Below are 14990 nucleotides of genomic sequence, written 5' to 3' on the forward strand. Positions count from 1 at the left end.
AGGTTCTCATGACAATCGCGTGCGCGTCGCGACCTGGACTGAGGGCCAAGTTTACCGTGTCGTCACGACTCTGACCCGCGTCACCACAGTCGAATTCGGTGAGGGTGAAACCATCCGCTCGATCATCGCCGGCGATACGGTCGGGTTTCAATTCGACGGTGTCCCGGGTGGCCGTGCCTTCGCCATCAAGCCGACAGCATCTGGCGTCGCCACCAACATCACCGTCTACACCAACCGCCGCTCCTACTACTTCCATGTCGTCGAAGCCCGGGAGACGCCGCATTATGTCGTGCAGTTCCGCTATCCCGAAAACCGCGTGCAACCCACCAGGGCGGTTGCGGCCGATGCGCCGAACGCGAACTATGCGGTCAGTGCCCGAGAAGAGTTCACGCCGACGGCCATCTGGGATGATGGTACCTTCACGTATTTCCGGTTCGCACGGAATGCGCCGGTGCCCGCCATCTTCCGATATTCGAACGGCAGGGAACGCGCGGTGAACAGCCAGGCCTTGAGTGACGGCGTCATCCGCGTGTCCGGCGTCGACCGACAATGGGTCCTTCGCCTTGGCGAAGAGGTGGTTTGCGTCCAGGACGCAGGACAGGCCACATCATGACCGAAGGTACGGAAGACCTCGCCGCGCGCCTCGCGGCTCTCGAAGGCTCGACAGGCAAAGCGAAGGCAAGCAAGCGGCCTGCGCCACTTGCCGCGATCCTTGGGGTCGTCGGCATCGCGGCAGCAGGCGGTCTGGCATGGGCTGCCCTGCAGCCGTCAGCAGAAGCACCAATGGCGACCGCCGCGCCGGAGGAGTTCCAGACCAGCGGCCCCGGATTCGGAGATCTGGCGCCGATTTCTGCCCCGGAGCCCAGCCAAGCCCCGCCTGCTGACACAGGTCCGAGCGAGTCGGAACTCGCGCTAATGGAAAGTCTTGCGACATTGAGAGCGGAACTCGAGGACCTGCGCGCAAGACCGGCCGAGGCCGCAGATAGCGGGGCGGAGCAGGCGATTGCGGACCTGACGGCGCAAATTGCCACCTTACAGGAAGCATCCGCCGAGGCTCAGCGTGCCCTCGAGCGGCAGCTGACCGAGCGGGATCGCGAATTGGATCAGCTCCGCATGGACTTGGAACTAGCACGGCTTGCACCACCAGAGCCGACCTCATTGGGACCAAGTGAAGAAGAATTGCGGCTGGCCGAACTCGAAAGGCGGCGCGCAGCCGAAGCCGAGGCCCGCGCAGAGCGTATCGCGTCTCCTATGATCGCGTTCTCCGGGATGGGCGCGGGTGCGGATAGGGAGAACACGCTGGAAGCCGCACGTTTGAATGCAGATGAAGCCTTTGTTCGTTCGGGCGCACAACCTGCGCAGGTGACACGTGCCGAAGTGATCGCGAACCCATCGAACACGGTTGTTCAGGGCACCATGCTTCAGGCTGTGACAGAGACGGCTCTCGACAGCACACTGCCCGGCGCGATCCGCGCCATCGTCTCGGAAGACGTCCATTCTTTCGATGGAACGCGTATCCTGATCCCGCGCGGCGCGCGGCTGATCGGGCGCTACCGCTCCGATGTCGCACTCGCCCAATCGCGCGTCATGGTGGCATGGGACCGGATCATCTTGCCCGACAATCAGACCGTGCAGATCAGCGCCTTCGGTGGAGACGAACTCGGCCGTACTGGCACCACCGGGTTTGTCGACACCCGTTTCGCGCAACGCTTCGGCTCCGCCGCGCTGATCTCCTTGATCGGCGCCTTGCCTGCGGCTGCAGCGGGTCAAATCGACAGCGAGGCGGCGGCCGATGTTGCGAGTGATGTCGGCACCGACCTGCGCGATAGCACGCAAAGCGTGATGCAGGACTATCTGGCGATCCGGCCAGTGATACATGTCGATCAGGGTACACGGATCACGGTCATGGTTGATCGTGACCTCGAGATTTTCTGACATGGCTGCAAGTTATCTGGAAGCGTCGCTCGACCGTTTCGGCCCCGAAGTCCTGCGCGACGACACGATCGAGATCTGCATCAATCCCGACGGACAAGTCTGGGGCGAATTCCAGGGCGATCACTTCATGCGAGGTCTCGGCAGCCCGCTGAGCCAGACCGAGATCAAGGACCTCGGCAACCAGATCGCCTCGGCCGCCTCGACGACGCTCAGCACGAAGAAGCCCATTGTCTCGGTCTCGATCCTATATCGAGATCGCCCGATCCGCGCGCAGGTGATCCAGCCGCCGGCGGTCGAGGGCGGGTTTTCAATATCGTTGCGGTTCTTCTCCTCCCTGCCGCTGGAGGCAATCCGGCTCGGCTTCCTCTTTGGAAAGGAGCGCAGCCTCGAAGGTCTGCGGCGCGAACGAAACGCCGCGCTGCGCGATGTGGTTGCCTCCGGCGACATCGACGCCGCGCTGCGCTTCTGCGTCGAGAACAAGCTCAACATGATCGTTTCGGGCGGTACATCGACCGGCAAGACGGTCGCGGCGCGCAAGATCCTTTCGCTGATCCCGCCCGAAGAGCGGATCATCACCATCGAGGAGGCGGCCGAGCTGCGCCCCGAGCAGCCCAATGCCGTGACGTTGATCGCGGACCGGGACACGGATGCCCGCAGTGCCGATGTGCTCTTGGCCTCAACGCTTCGCATGCGACCTGACCGGATCGTCCTAGGCGAAGTCCGCGGGCGCGAGGCGATGACGTTTCTCGAGGCAATCAATACCGGCCACGGTGGATCGCTGACTACGCTCCATGCCGAGACCCCACAACTTGCTGTTCGTCGCCTCGCCATCGCCGCCCTCAAAACGGATGTGCCGATGACCTATGCCGACATGATCGATTATATTGAGGGCTCGATCGACGTGATCATTCAGGCAGGCCGCCATGAAGGCGCGCGCGGAATCACCGAGTTCTTCCTGCCGGGTCAAACCACAGATTTGAACCTCGACACGGTCGACGGCAGAGTCAACAAGAGCCCCTCCGTTGCCGCTGAGTAAAAAAGGACCCCCCAGATGCGAAAACCAATCCTCGCAGTCATGTTTGCCGCCCTTGCGGGCCCACTTGTGGCGCAGACTTCGCCTCCGATCTCAAACGATCTCACGGTCGATATGTCGCCTCAAAAGTACCGGATTTGCAACGATCGTCCGGCGCGCCCGACCTGGATGGACGAAATCAATCCGCGGGAAGCCTACAAGGCGCTGACGTTGATGCGTCTCTACGAGTTGCGGTCATGGGAGACGATCAACGAAAGTGGCGATTGCGGCTGTGATGTGCGCTTCCCGTCTTGGGATGCCGCTTCGACCGAGTACGAGGAACAGTTCGCGAGCAACACCCAAGCGGAGCACACTCAAGCCCAATTGGCCCTCCGCAACGAACAGAACCAGATCGCCCGCGCCGTCCAGGATATCTGCGAAGCGCAAGGCAACTGGTAATGAGCATCGTCAGCTGGATGGTTGGAACCGCCGACGGCTTCCTCGCCGATGCGGCCGAGTCCCAGTTCGGGGCCGTGGCGAGCAATACCGGCACGATCGTCCTGCTGATGGTCACGCTTTCGCTGATCGGCGTCTGCATCAACATGGCATTCCAGTTCCGCAGCATGGATGGGGCAAGTTTCTTCTGGTACCTGATCAAGCTGATGCTGATAGGGATCTTCGCTTTCAACTGGGCCAACTTCAACGCTGTCGCAAATGCAGTCATTGGTGGGCTCGACTATGTGGCGGGCGCACTGATTTCATCAGTCGGGGGCGGCGGGGCGGGCGCTACCTATTTCGCAGCCGAATTCGACCGACTGATTACAGAGTTCAGCCAATACCTTAACGCTATCGGCAACAACCTCAACTGGATGACCGGAGCGATCCTCGGCGGCATTGGCCTGGTGCTCCTCAGCCTTCTCGGCTTCATGACCGGCATCGTGCTCATATTCGCCAAGATGATGCTGACCCTCATGCTCGGCCTTGCTCCGATCATGATCGCACTGTCGCTCTTTGACGCGACCAAGGATTTTTTTCACAGATGGGTCTCGACGACGATCAGCTACGCCTTCTACCCCATCGTAATAGCCGCCATGTTCTCGACCGTCGTCGGCATGGCGAATTCGCTGCTGGCCCAGATCGGTGATCCGAACTCCGCGACCAACATCGGCTCGCTGGTGCCGTTCTTCGTCATGGTTTTCTTGGCCAAGGGCTTCGTCGCGGCAACGCCCCTGATCGTTCGCGGCATCTCGGGAAACCTAATGGTGGCGGCGGCACCGGCGATCGTCAGCGGGTCCGCAGGGGTACTGCGAGGGCTGGCTAACACATCTGGTGTCCAGGGCAGGGCGCGGATAGGGGCGCTCACGACGGGTGAGGCGATTGGACGTGGAACTGTACACGCTCCTGCCGCGGTAAAGAGCGCCGCGGCGACGGCGAGCGCGCAGGTGGTCAGGATGGCCGAGAGGGCAAAGCGATTGGGAAGATAAGCATAGAGAGAATTGCTCTAGTTCTGTGCTTTGCGGCGGCTATTCCCAGTCATCGTTTTCACCTCCAAAGTCGAAGTGATTTCGCGCGACAACTTTTGCCTGGATCGCCTTCATTCCCCATTTCCCACGCTTCTTATCGAAACTTGCAACAGCCACGCCTTCCACAAGATCGCCCGGCTGTACCCCTTCAGCAGTGATCATGTGAGGAGGAATGAAGATATCTCCAAGTGTGAACCCCAGCCCGCTCGGCGTCACGTTCGTTGCCTCGCGGAATGGGCGACAGACATCAGCAGAAGGTGATAGTTCGGTGGGTTCAATTTCGAGAATACGCGTGCGAAGGCCGTTCTTCGAATGGTGCTGGGAAAGACGAACTGCCACGGTGGTTCCAATCTCCACCTGCCACGGGCAAAGTGAGATTGGGCAAGTTCCATCCACGCCGCGTGCTACGATGACGTGAAGCAGAGACTTTCCATGGTTGATGTGGTCGATGACACCAACCCGAAAGGGCATGATGTCCATGGGTGTGCCGTCTTCCCGGCGGCTGATCCGGTGAATTATTGTGCGCTTTGGCTCGGCCTTTGATGTCTCTAATTGCAACTTGATCGGCGTTCCTTCGGCCAACCTGCGGATGTCCGGATGGCTGTCGGGCAGGCTCAACTCGATTGCGAACGGATTCCCCTTCACATAGATTCTGCGGCGCCTTCGAGGCTTCTGACCATCTCGCCCCTCGATGGTGAAAACGTCCCCGAGGCACGCATCGGTCCACGGGAGGTGCGAGAAAAGCAAAGCTTCCGCCGCATCGCTCAGGCTGCCATAGAAGGCGCGATCAGTCGTGTTCGGCGTCACCGCAGAAAGTCTTTCAACAAGACTCTGTGCTTCGCGGGGTATCGCGTATCCGGCGCGGGCGCGGTGTGCAATCATTCGCTCTGCCTCGAACCGGGCTTCGGCAGGGTGGCTTTCTTCCAACAGAGCCGCGAACTTGAGGCGGACCTTCCCTACGAAGTTATCGTCCTGTGAACAGCTCAGGGCCTTGGCATAGCACGAGCGCCGCAGATCGATATCATGTGGCGCCAGGTCACCGATCAGTTCCCAAGCCCAATACTCAGAAGCCTTCTCGCGCGCAAATTCGACGGCCAGCTTGAGCGCTTCATCAATACGTCCCATACCCCGCAGTAGTTTCGTGAGATTGAACTTGAGCCAGATGTTATCCGGGAAGCGCTTCATCGCGGCCTGCACATGCGGCAAAATGAATTGGCAGTCATCCACGCGGTCGCTCTGGGCTGCCTCTGCCGACGCGGCCTGGATCACCTGCTCGACGAGGGACGGGTAGGTCTTGCCGTCCTTTCCCGTCTGCCGGTCAAAGTCCTCGTCGTTGAACTGATCCGGGTTCCAGAGGCGAAGAAAAGGAAGAAGCTTGAGCTGTTCGCCCTTTGTCAGGCGCAACGCTTGCCGCAGCATGAGGCTGTGCAGAAGGTCGGGGCCGCCAATCGATAGCTTCAGATAGGTGTTCAGGTTCCTCTTCACGCGCTGAACAACTGGCGGAGACAATTTCTCGTCCTGCGCCTGTTCGAGTTCGACTTTGATCAGGCGGTAGAGTTCCCACCCCCACGCCTTTCGATCCTCTGGTGCCAGCTTTCCGTTCGCATCAAGGTCGGCGTAGATCCTTGCGGCCTCCTCGTGCTTGCCCTGCTTGCTCAGAATGCGAGCTGACTGCATGGCACGGCAGTCGGGGTCCGCGAGGTCCAAAGCCTTCGCGCGATGCTCCGCCAGCATTGCGTCTGAGGCCGGGACTTCGAAGCGCCGCAACTGGTCCAGATAGTCGGACAGCGCCATGTGATTACCATCGGCTGAATGCTGTTTCACGAGCGCAATCAAACACCATGCATAGGCGGCGCGGTCGTAGTCATCGGCCTCGGAATCAGCGATACGCTCCAGTGAGAGTGCATGTGCAGCAGCGAGCTGGCCACCTTTCCTAAGTTCGGTGACCTCATTGGAGCGATGGTTCCAAGTTCCCGCCCCCAAACTCCTATTTCGCCGGCTCCCGCTAAAGATGCTCACGGGACAACCTCGTCGCTCAGAACGGTTCCGACATCATCCTGCAGCGCGATGAGTGATGGTTCTGGGTTCAGGGACGGATTGACGGGCATGAACTTGGTTAACTGGTTTTTGCCGTTGTAAAAGATGTCTACCGTGACTGTGTCCAGACCGCGCGCAAGAGTGTAGCGCTGGCTCCATTGCTGCTCCTTGAAGTTGGCGACCGTGATGCCCTTCTTCGACAGCGCGGCAATCAACCGGTCATGGAAATCCCGCAGGAAAGGGCGGTCAGGCGCGCCCACGCTGGCCGAGCTCGAAGTGCCGGTTCCTGGTTTCTGGCCCGACAATCCAGCGATGCGAGCTATGATTTCCTCCGCGAAGCCGTCAGGCCTCGGGCAGGTCACGCTAGAGACAGTCCAGTTTCCCTTGTAGCCGATGTCGATCCGAACAGCATCAGCACCTCGCTTGAAGAAATACGCCTCTCGATACTGGTGGTGAGCGACGTCCTCAATCTCGACCCCAGTGTCGGCCAGCCTGTTGCGGATTTCCGTTTGAAGCCAAGTGCGGAACAAGGATTGCGGCGACAAAGCCGGGGAGGGGGCCCCTCCATCTGATTCAGGGGCCATCGCTCGCTGGTCGGAAGGGCCGGACTCCGGGCTTTGTGGGCCGGGTTCTGTGGTAGACGGCGTAACCCATCCGGTTCCCGCCGCTTTGAGCCTGATCTCCGGCGGATCGACAAGATACAGCTTGCTGCTGGTCCGGGTCATGGCCGTGTAGAGCCAGCGAAAATAGTCCGATGACCGCGGGTTCTGCCGGGTTGCGCAACTGACGATCACATGGCTCCACTCGCCGCCCTGCGCCTTGTGGCAGGTAATGGCATAGCCAAACCTGAGGCGAAGAGCGTTGAAATACGGATCCGAACGCAGGGCCAACTGGAATGCATCACGATCTTTGTTCCGGTCGATATGCTTGTGGCGCTTGAGGAAATCGACGTAGAGGGCGCGCTGCTGCGCAGATGCCAAGCTAGCATCGTCGCCGTGCAGAAAATCGTCGAGTATCTTTGCCTTCAGGATGAGATCGTCACCTTCCGATTGCGGCAGCGCAACCATGACGTCTCGAAAATTCAGCGCGACATTAATGGGTTCCGATACGTCGCTATTGCCGATCTTCTGAAGCAACTGCACAGACCGTCGCTCGACCGTCGCTTCAGCCGCGTCGATCTGCAGGATTTCACCATTGGCGACGTAATGAGGACCGCAAAAGCCATTGGCCGCAACAATCACGCTGTCACCGGCCGCCACTGTCGCCTTGTCCGGAAACAGTACTGCCCGGATCGCGCGGTTGAAATTGGCGGCTACGGTATTCGAGTGGGTAACGATGATCGGCGCCTGGGGGCCGCGTCCTTCGCGGATCTTCATATAGAGAGGTGTGACACTGTCCTTGGGAAGTTGGATGACGTCATCGTCGAAAGAGAACGTCAGGCTGCTGAAGCGTCCACTGGTAACGCCTTCGCGCAGGGGCATGACGTTGCGGATTACCGCGCTTTCAGCTTTCTGGCGGACGATTTCAGTCAACTCGTAGCTGGTTGCATCAAGCCCGAAGGTCTCACGCAGGTAATCCACGTCCAGGGCAGGAGAGGTCGACATGCCGACCGGAGGCAGCTGCGCAGGATCGCCGATGAAGATGATCTTTCGGGCGTTGCCTGAATGCGTTGAACCCACGTACTCGATCAGATCCCGCAACAGATGTCCGCTGCCAGACCGGAAGAATTCACTTTCGGAATACACGTTCGATACGAGCGACGCCTCGTCGATGATGGCAACGGCATCGACCGGGTCATCATTGTTCCGGACCTTGGCAATCATCTTGAAGGTGGCCGACCCATCGCCGTCATCTTCGGTCTGCTCGGTCATCTCGCTATAGTCGTAGATCAGACTGTGGATCGTTCGCGCTGACTGCCCAGTTTTCTTGGTGATGACTTTGGCTGCCCGCCCTGTCGGGGCCGCAAGCGAGAACATCCGCCCTTGGGCAAGCAAGAACTCGGTCAGACCACCCGCAAGGAAGGTTTTCCCCGTTCCCGCATAGCCTTTCAGCAGAAATACCCGCTGGGTGTCGTCTGCGAGGAATCCATCGAGCGCCGAAATGCCCCTCTGCTGGTCGGCCGTGAGCTCCTCTTCGAACATGTCCCGCAACGAGATCCGCGTCTGCGGTGGCCTGACCAGGGTCTCTAGGCCAGCGTCGCGGTTTTGGACAATGTTCTCCCTCGCGTCGGCTGGGCACATGTCCTGCGAGGTCTCATGACATGCTGAAGGCGTTATGGACGCTGCACGTCCCCGCGCTTGCCAGTCAATATCCGGGCGCATTTCAAGGCAGAACCAAGCGGTCAGCGAGAGGGCGTCATCGAGCAGATCGTGGGCTTCAGCCACCGATACAGGACGCTTTCCGTGTGCGGCGATGTTTCCGAGTTTCCGGACGGTGTGCAAAAGCCCCAGAATCCGCCGATCCAGAAGATCATTATGCTGAAGCAGTTGCAGGCGGTCGAACTGCTTCTCTTCATCGTTCAATTGCAAACCATGGTGCCGAAAAAGGTGGCAAACCATTGCCTCCGAAAAGCTGCGTAGGCGGATGGTCGAAAAATCAGGGAGCTTGTCGGCATTCTGCTCTGCTTCGGTAGCCAGCGTATGCAGGTCCGGCCAGAGAGGCAGCAACACGCCAAAGCGCTCTGGATTTCCCGTCATATCCATAGTGTCCCCCTTTACTTGCAAACGGCATCTCTTGCGGAAATAGTCTCCAGGCTTCTGCGCTAGATCACCCTGGAATCGTATGCCTTTGAAATCGGGCCGAAATAGGGGGTAAGCATGACACTACACCAACTGAATTGGAGGCTAGACAAGCCTCGCTGCGAGGGCAACCTCTCGATCGTCGAAGAGCGGGACTTGCCGCGCGGCAGGCGGGCTTCTGGGATGAGAACTGCATTACCTGCATCATTAGAGCAGCCGCCCGTCAGATCCCAAATACACGCCATCCGACAAATAAATCGGCGCGCCCTCGGCAATGCACAGGTCGTCATATAGATCGCGAAGATCGCTGCAGCCGGCGGTGTGGTCGACCTCTGCCGGCTGCCCCAGATATAGGGCCATTTCATCGGCCAGTAGAGTAAGGGCTTCGAACAACTGATCCCTCGTGCCGGACAGGCAGATCTCGGCGAACCTGCGGCCTTTGCCATCGCTGTCGATGCAAAGGTCCACCTCGCCCCCGGCAAGGTTCTGGATCCCGACCTGCAGAGCGTTGATCAACGCTTCGCGGTCCCGGTAGATCGGCGGGGCGCCAAAATCGCTAGCGGTGGCCGTCTTAATGGCCCCGCCTTGGTGGCCGCCGATGCTGCCAATGGTCAGGCGGAGCAACGTGTGCTCTCCCGCTACGGCATAATACTGTTCGCGCGCATGGTAGAATTTTGTGGATTGATAGATAATCGCGGACATGTTGCATCCTTCGCTTGCATGGTCTTGAGATAAGCGCGCAGCGGTATCGTTCGTGGGCGTACCACCCACACGAGCGCATTCTGCGGTCTCTTGAAAAATCACATGTACTTGGTGTTCCGAAGGCAGGAATTGCTGCGGAACGGTCGTGATCGGCCTTTGCGCTGGTGATAACAGGTCACGACATTACCTGCGGCGTCGACAATCGCCCTCACCTTGGTCGCAGCTGCAATCATCTCCTCATCGAGGCCAGCGGCTGTCAGGTGCCGGACGGTCCGTCCTGACAAGATGTACTCCTCGCAATCATGCCGCGCCTTGACCCGTGTCCCATGCAGAAGGACAAGTTCGAGACTGTCGTGCCGAATACTCCGTTGGGCCATACGCGTTGCCGCATGGTTGCTGAGGACGAAAGAGGCGTCTGCACACACAGCCATCATGCCCACTCCTCCTCGAACTGCTTTTTGAGCTTGGAGCGGTGACGCTGGAGTTCTTCAAAGCGGCGATAGATCGGATCTTCGAACGGGAAAACCGAGGCAATTTTGCCGCCTTCAGAGGCCGCAGCTTTGCGGCTCTGATACTCAGAAAGCGTATCTTCGTTGAGATGCAAATCTTCCTGTAACGGGTTCACCCAGCTTTGAACACGGTCATCATCCGTATACCGCTCAGGGTACCAACCTTCTTCATGGCAATGCTTCGCCACGAGGTCATCATACTCCGCGGCCAGTTCCGGATGGCGTTCGGCATAGAACGCGCGCCAGGCCTTCAGCTTCTTGAGACCTGCCTTCCGCTGATCCTCCATGCCCTGCTCATGCGCTTCCCGAATGGCCTTAGCAAACTCTTCAATCGAGAGGACACCGCCCTTGGCTTCCTTGGCCTGATGCAAAACCGAGGACAGCCGAATGCGTCCTTTCGCGATGGCCTCAGCCAGCGGCGGTTGCCCCCCAGAGAGAGCCTCTACGAGCTCAATGTCCGATATAAATCCGGCCGCATTCGGGGCCTCTTCGGCCGCTGCCCCCACGAACCACTTTGTGTCGACGTGGTCTGAAATCTGCGCCGACAGCCGAACGATTGCCTCGCTGAACAGATTCCGCGACGTTTCGGTGCCAGGGTGTGACGTCTCGATTCCGAAACATTTTTTGAGCTTGCTGGCTTGGTCCTCAAGGTGCCCCCCTTGCAGACGCGGATCGGAGAGGCCGTTTTCAAAGGCAAGGCGAGCTACTTCGTCGTCCTGCACCGGCACTTTCAGTGCATGTCCGGCCACAATCGAAAAGAGAACGGGTGCCAGTTCCATGATCTGCTTCTGGCTGACCCCATAACGCCAACGCATGAGTTCGTAGGCATTGTGGGACGCAGCAGAAACATGGGCCTGGATGGACACTTCTCCCAAGTCCACGTCGGCAAAGAACGGATCGAAATCTTGAGGCTTGCAGTTCAGAACGCGGGCAATCGCCTCCAGATCCTTGGGCTTGGGCGGATTGGTTCCCGCTAGCCAGCGACTTACTGTGCGCTTATGCTTCTTGATCGCTGCGGCGAGTTCGTCGCGCGATTTCCCCTCTGCTTTCAGCTTCTTCTTGAGAAGTTCTGCCTTGAACGCCATCGGTGCCTCCCTTGTGTCCATGACATCAAGGTAGGTGCCATTTTATCCTATGTAAATTTGGCATTTTCTGTCACAAATCAGGGAAATCTGGCTTTGAACGCACTATTTTTCGACTAAATTTGTTTTGGTATGACAAAATGAGTGCCATTTTGCCGAGATGAATGCTCAAGTCGGAGCAACCAAATCAAGCAATGCACGTCAGCAATCGCTTAGATTGCACCTTTGCGGGCCGCTTGCCTTCCTCACAAAATACGGTGGCGGCTTCGGTCGCTCTCACACCGATGGCCATGTCTTAAGCGATAACACCATTGTCGAATGCGTGTTCCGTCCGATCCCCTAAACCGCAAGAAAAACGTCCTCGCATCACGCATATTCTGCAATGATGGCCCGTGTCGTCTGGACCGCAGTAGCCAGTTCTGCCCTATCCGGCTCCTTGAGCCCCAGCCCCACCGGATCAAATGACAACTGCACTGGCCCACCTCCACTAGCTCCCGCGCGAGCTGCTCGACCCCGCGCACGATTTGGCCGCGAAGCCGTGGAACTCTGCGTATTCGATGCGGGCATCTCCGCCGTTGCCGGTGAGGTCGCTACCCCAGAACCATTTGCGCCTGCGGCCGCCCGCACTTCCTGCAGCTCCTGCTTCAGCTTCTCGACCGTCTCGCGAGTCTCGGACATCTGTCGGTCCCGCCGAAGGCCGTCCTCGTCCGGATATGGGAAGCTTCCCGATTGACCGGCGTGCAGCACCTTGAGCGTCGGATCCTCGAAGTACTTGATACGCCGAGCGCGGATCGGCATTTGCGCGTCGATCACAAGGATGACCTCGTCGAGGTCCATGCGCCGGGCCTCATCCTCTGTCAGAAGCGGGGTTTCTTCTGTCCTCTCCGAAACGCTGCGCCCCTCAAACGGATTGCGCCCGACCGCGCGTGACCGGGTCACCACGCGCTTGGTGGTCTTGCCGACGGCCTGGCTTAACTCCTCGATGGTCTTCTGCTCGGACGGTGTGAGGTAGAGCTTCACACCTGCGCCGCCCTGAAGCGACCTGCGGGTGTTCTCACCATAAATCTCGTCCAGCGCGGGGATCGTCTGTGTCACGATTGCGAGGTTGCCGCCGAAGGAGCGCAGCGTCTTGATGCTCTCGGCGACGATTGGCATTTTCCCGAGCCGGTCAAACTCGTCGAGCATGATCATCACGGGCCAAGGCTCGTCATCGCCGGGTTCCTGCGCTTGCAGCGAGGCAATCAGGTCCGAGAAGAAGAGGCGGATCAGCGGGGCAAGCGGTCGGATCATCTCGGATTCAACCACAAGATAGATCGCATGTGGGCGGCGGCGGATATCCCGGAATGAGAAGTCAGAGGTCGCGGTGGCCGCGTCGATCGCGCGGTTGTCCCAAGTGTCGAGACCCGATGTCATCAGGAGGGAGAGGTAGGAAGTGAGGGTGTCGTTGTTGGTTGATGCCATACGCTCGAAGATCAGTTTGGCCGACTTGTTCTTCACCTCCTGCGAACGCTTCAGGTATTCCTTCTGCTTGTCGCCCCCCGAGGCTGTGATGCGGTAAATCTCGCCGATGGTCGGAACGCCGCGCTCGAAGGCCAGAAGACCGGCCGCTACGAAGAGGTCGATACCCCCGGCTAAAAGCCCGCTCAGCTTTTCATTGTCGGTCTGCAGGAAGAGCTTGGCGGTGAGTTTCAGCTCCATCTGCTGCCGGTCGGGGTTGGTCATGGCAGCAATGCGCGCCAGCGGATTATAGCGATGTGTCGGTCGGTCCCAGTCGGTCGGCGCGAAGCGGAAAACCTTGTCCCCCATGCTGGCGCGGAAGCGCGAGGCCTCGCGGAAGTTCTCGCCTTTCACGTCGAGCACCACCGCGGAGCCCTTGTAGGTCAGCAGGTTCGGGATCACGAACCCCACGCCCTTGCCCCGGCCTGTCGGCGCCACGATCAGCGCGTGGGGGAAGGTTTTTGAGACTAGGAACGGGCGCTTGGATTTCGGGGAGCCGAGCTTGCCCAGAAGGAAGCCGCCGCCGGGCTTGGCAAAGAAACCGTTCCTCTTCATCTCGCTGCGAGTCTGCCAATGCGTCGTCCCGAAGCGGGTCAATGCATCCCCCAGAAGCGTGACGCTCAGCATCAGCGATGCCAGGCCGAAGCCGCCCAGGATGAGGTTCACCCAGAGGAAGTCTTTCGGTGCAGACTGAGACAGACCCCGATATTCGCGGGCGAGAAGGGTGACGTCGAAACGCGTGGGTGAAAGCCCATAGCGGAACATGACAAAGCCAGTCGCCACGACATAGCCCATGGCGAGGCCGACCAGCACGAGGCTCAACACACCGATGGCGATCTTGCCTTTATCCATGGGTGATCCCCTTCTCACCATGCGCCGCGGCGTGGCGCGCGCGCTGCGCCTCGATCTGCTCTTCGGCCAGAGCATCGAGAACGCGCTCCATGGCCGGGCCATGCGCAGTGACCTCGCTGCTCTGGAGATAGGTCTTGGCAAGTTCCAGCTGTCGCAGCGGATCCTCGGTGAATTTGTCGAGGACGTCCGCGTTTCCGGCCTGCAGTGCGTCGATTGCGTCGGGGCTTAGCCGTTCGTTGACCTGCCGGACGATGTCCTGCTGCTCTGACTCGGAGAGCGGGCCCTCGACGTCGGCGTTTCGCACAAAGGCCATGACGGTTGGCGCTGTCTCTTCCAGATACCGGCGCTCGGCGAAGTCCTGTCGCGCCTGGTCTTCGATCTCGAAACTGCGCTCGCTGATATAGGCACGCGACGCGCCGAGCGAACGAAGGTGGTTGATTTCGTCCTGGACGGCCTGCCCGAACTCGTCATCCGGCATCTCCGTGCGATAGCGGGCGAGGGTGCGGAGCTCTTCGGTGATCGGACCGAGATGATCCGAAGGATCCCGCAAGGCGAGGTCCATGTCGCCAGCATGAAGCGTGCGGTCCTGCTCCGATACCGCATATTGCGGCGGCATTCGACTGTCAGTCATCTGTTCCCAAGCCATCGAGGCCAATTCGGCATGTTGCGGAGATCTCTGCGCATAGGCGTCGAACGCGACGCGGGCCTCTTCAACCTCTACGGCGCCGGCCCGCCTTACAGACGGGTCGTCGGAGAACGGATGATCGAAATCCGTCCGACGGAACTGCGCCACCAGCGCCCTGAACGCCTGCCGCTCCGATGGGGCAAAAATGTCGGGCCCGTCCTTCTCGAGATCACCCCCTGGTGCCGCCAACCGCTCGCCGAGCGCTGCCTCAGCGTTGTCCACCTCGTCGATCTCGGTTGGCGCGCGCAGGACGCGTACGTCGGTCAGGACATCGCCCAACCGAACATGCACGGCTTCCAGCCGGTCGAGCGCGTCTTTCCGGTCCTCGAGCTTGTCCAGATCGAGGTCACCTTCCTTGGCAATCCCCTGCAGATCCTGTGCCAGCCACTGGCGCTCCAATGCGGCATTGCCTGCCCCC

At 59.7% G+C, this 14990-nt stretch carries 10 protein-coding genes and 1 pseudogene; 5 read left to right on the forward strand and 6 right to left on the reverse strand.

Going from position 1 to position 14990, the window contains the following annotated elements; all coding sequences use genetic code 11:
- The 5 genes from AC2FL1_RS20815 to AC2FL1_RS20835 form a co-directional block, all read left to right on the forward strand.
- On the forward strand, positions 1–613 hold a 613-nt coding region (locus tag AC2FL1_RS20815; RefSeq protein WP_496878180.1), incomplete at its 5' end, for a TrbG/VirB9 family P-type conjugative transfer protein.
- Entirely contained in the window at positions 610–1935 is a 1326-nt protein-coding gene (locus AC2FL1_RS20820) for a TraB/TrbI/VirB10 family type IV secretion system protein (RefSeq protein ID WP_496878181.1), read from the forward strand. The genes AC2FL1_RS20815 and AC2FL1_RS20820, both read left to right, overlap by 4 nt.
- Before the next feature lies 1 nt (position 1936).
- The gene (locus tag AC2FL1_RS20825) at positions 1937–2971 is read left to right on the forward strand and encodes an ATPase, T2SS/T4P/T4SS family (RefSeq protein WP_496878182.1); all 1035 of its coding nucleotides are present in this window, start codon (positions 1937–1939) and stop codon (positions 2969–2971) included.
- A gap of 15 nt (positions 2972–2986) precedes the next feature.
- A complete protein-coding gene (locus AC2FL1_RS20830) occupies positions 2987–3406 on the forward strand; it encodes a hypothetical protein (protein WP_496878183.1) in 420 nt (139 codons plus the stop codon).
- Positions 3406–4431, forward strand: coding sequence for a TrbL/VirB6 family protein (locus AC2FL1_RS20835; RefSeq protein ID WP_496878184.1), 1026 nt, complete (start codon positions 3406–3408; stop codon positions 4429–4431). Before AC2FL1_RS20830 ends, AC2FL1_RS20835 begins: the two co-directional genes overlap by 1 nt.
- A gap of 39 nt (positions 4432–4470) precedes the next feature.
- On the opposite strand, the gene AC2FL1_RS20840 is transcribed toward AC2FL1_RS20835, so the two are convergent.
- From AC2FL1_RS20840 to AC2FL1_RS20865, 6 genes and pseudogenes are all read right to left on the reverse strand, one after another.
- Entirely contained in the window at positions 4471–6489 is a 2019-nt protein-coding gene (locus tag AC2FL1_RS20840; protein WP_496878185.1) for a DUF7017 domain-containing protein, read from the reverse strand.
- Positions 6486–9209: an ATP-dependent DNA helicase gene (locus AC2FL1_RS20845; RefSeq protein WP_496878186.1), complete on the reverse strand. Its 2724-nt coding sequence runs from the start codon at positions 9207–9209 to the stop codon at positions 6486–6488. The genes AC2FL1_RS20840 and AC2FL1_RS20845 overlap by 4 nt, the downstream gene beginning before the upstream one ends.
- 243 nt (positions 9210–9452) lie before the next feature.
- A complete protein-coding gene (locus tag AC2FL1_RS20850) occupies positions 9453–9947 on the reverse strand; it encodes a hypothetical protein (protein ID WP_496878187.1) in 495 nt (164 codons plus the stop codon).
- A gap of 430 nt (positions 9948–10377) precedes the next feature.
- Entirely contained in the window at positions 10378–11541 is a 1164-nt protein-coding gene (locus AC2FL1_RS20855; RefSeq protein ID WP_496878188.1) for a helix-turn-helix domain-containing protein, read from the reverse strand.
- A 363-nt stretch (positions 11542–11904) separates the two neighbouring features.
- Positions 11905–13887, reverse strand: coding sequence for a type IV secretory system conjugative DNA transfer family protein (locus AC2FL1_RS20860; RefSeq protein WP_496878189.1), 1983 nt, complete (start codon positions 13885–13887; stop codon positions 11905–11907).
- Positions 13880–14990: pseudogene (locus tag AC2FL1_RS20865) on the reverse strand (relaxase/mobilization nuclease domain-containing protein); the annotation flags it as partial. The gene AC2FL1_RS20860 and the pseudogene AC2FL1_RS20865, both read right to left, overlap by 8 nt.

The sequence above is a fragment of the Ruegeria sp. YKSF070 genome (assembly GCF_059612725.1).

Excerpts from the sequence above, each read along its gene's own strand:
- AC2FL1_RS20820 (WP_496878181.1), top strand. The coding sequence starts at position 610 with ATGACCGAAGGTACGGAAGACCTCGCCGCGCGCCTCGCGGCTCTCGAA.
- AC2FL1_RS20825 (WP_496878182.1), top strand. The coding sequence starts at position 1,937 with ATGGCTGCAAGTTATCTGGAAGCGTCGCTCGACCGTTTCGGCCCCGAA.
- AC2FL1_RS20830 (WP_496878183.1), top strand. The coding sequence starts at position 2,987 with ATGCGAAAACCAATCCTCGCAGTCATGTTTGCCGCCCTTGCGGGCCCA.
- AC2FL1_RS20835 (WP_496878184.1), top strand. The coding sequence starts at position 3,406 with ATGAGCATCGTCAGCTGGATGGTTGGAACCGCCGACGGCTTCCTCGCC.
- AC2FL1_RS20845 (WP_496878186.1), bottom strand. The coding sequence starts at position 9,209 with ATGGATATGACGGGAAATCCAGAGCGCTTTGGCGTGTTGCTGCCTCTC.
- AC2FL1_RS20850 (WP_496878187.1), bottom strand. The coding sequence starts at position 9,947 with ATGTCCGCGATTATCTATCAATCCACAAAATTCTACCATGCGCGCGAA.
- AC2FL1_RS20855 (WP_496878188.1), bottom strand. The coding sequence starts at position 11,541 with ATGGCGTTCAAGGCAGAACTTCTCAAGAAGAAGCTGAAAGCAGAGGGG.
- AC2FL1_RS20860 (WP_496878189.1), bottom strand. The coding sequence starts at position 13,887 with ATGGATAAAGGCAAGATCGCCATCGGTGTGTTGAGCCTCGTGCTGGTC.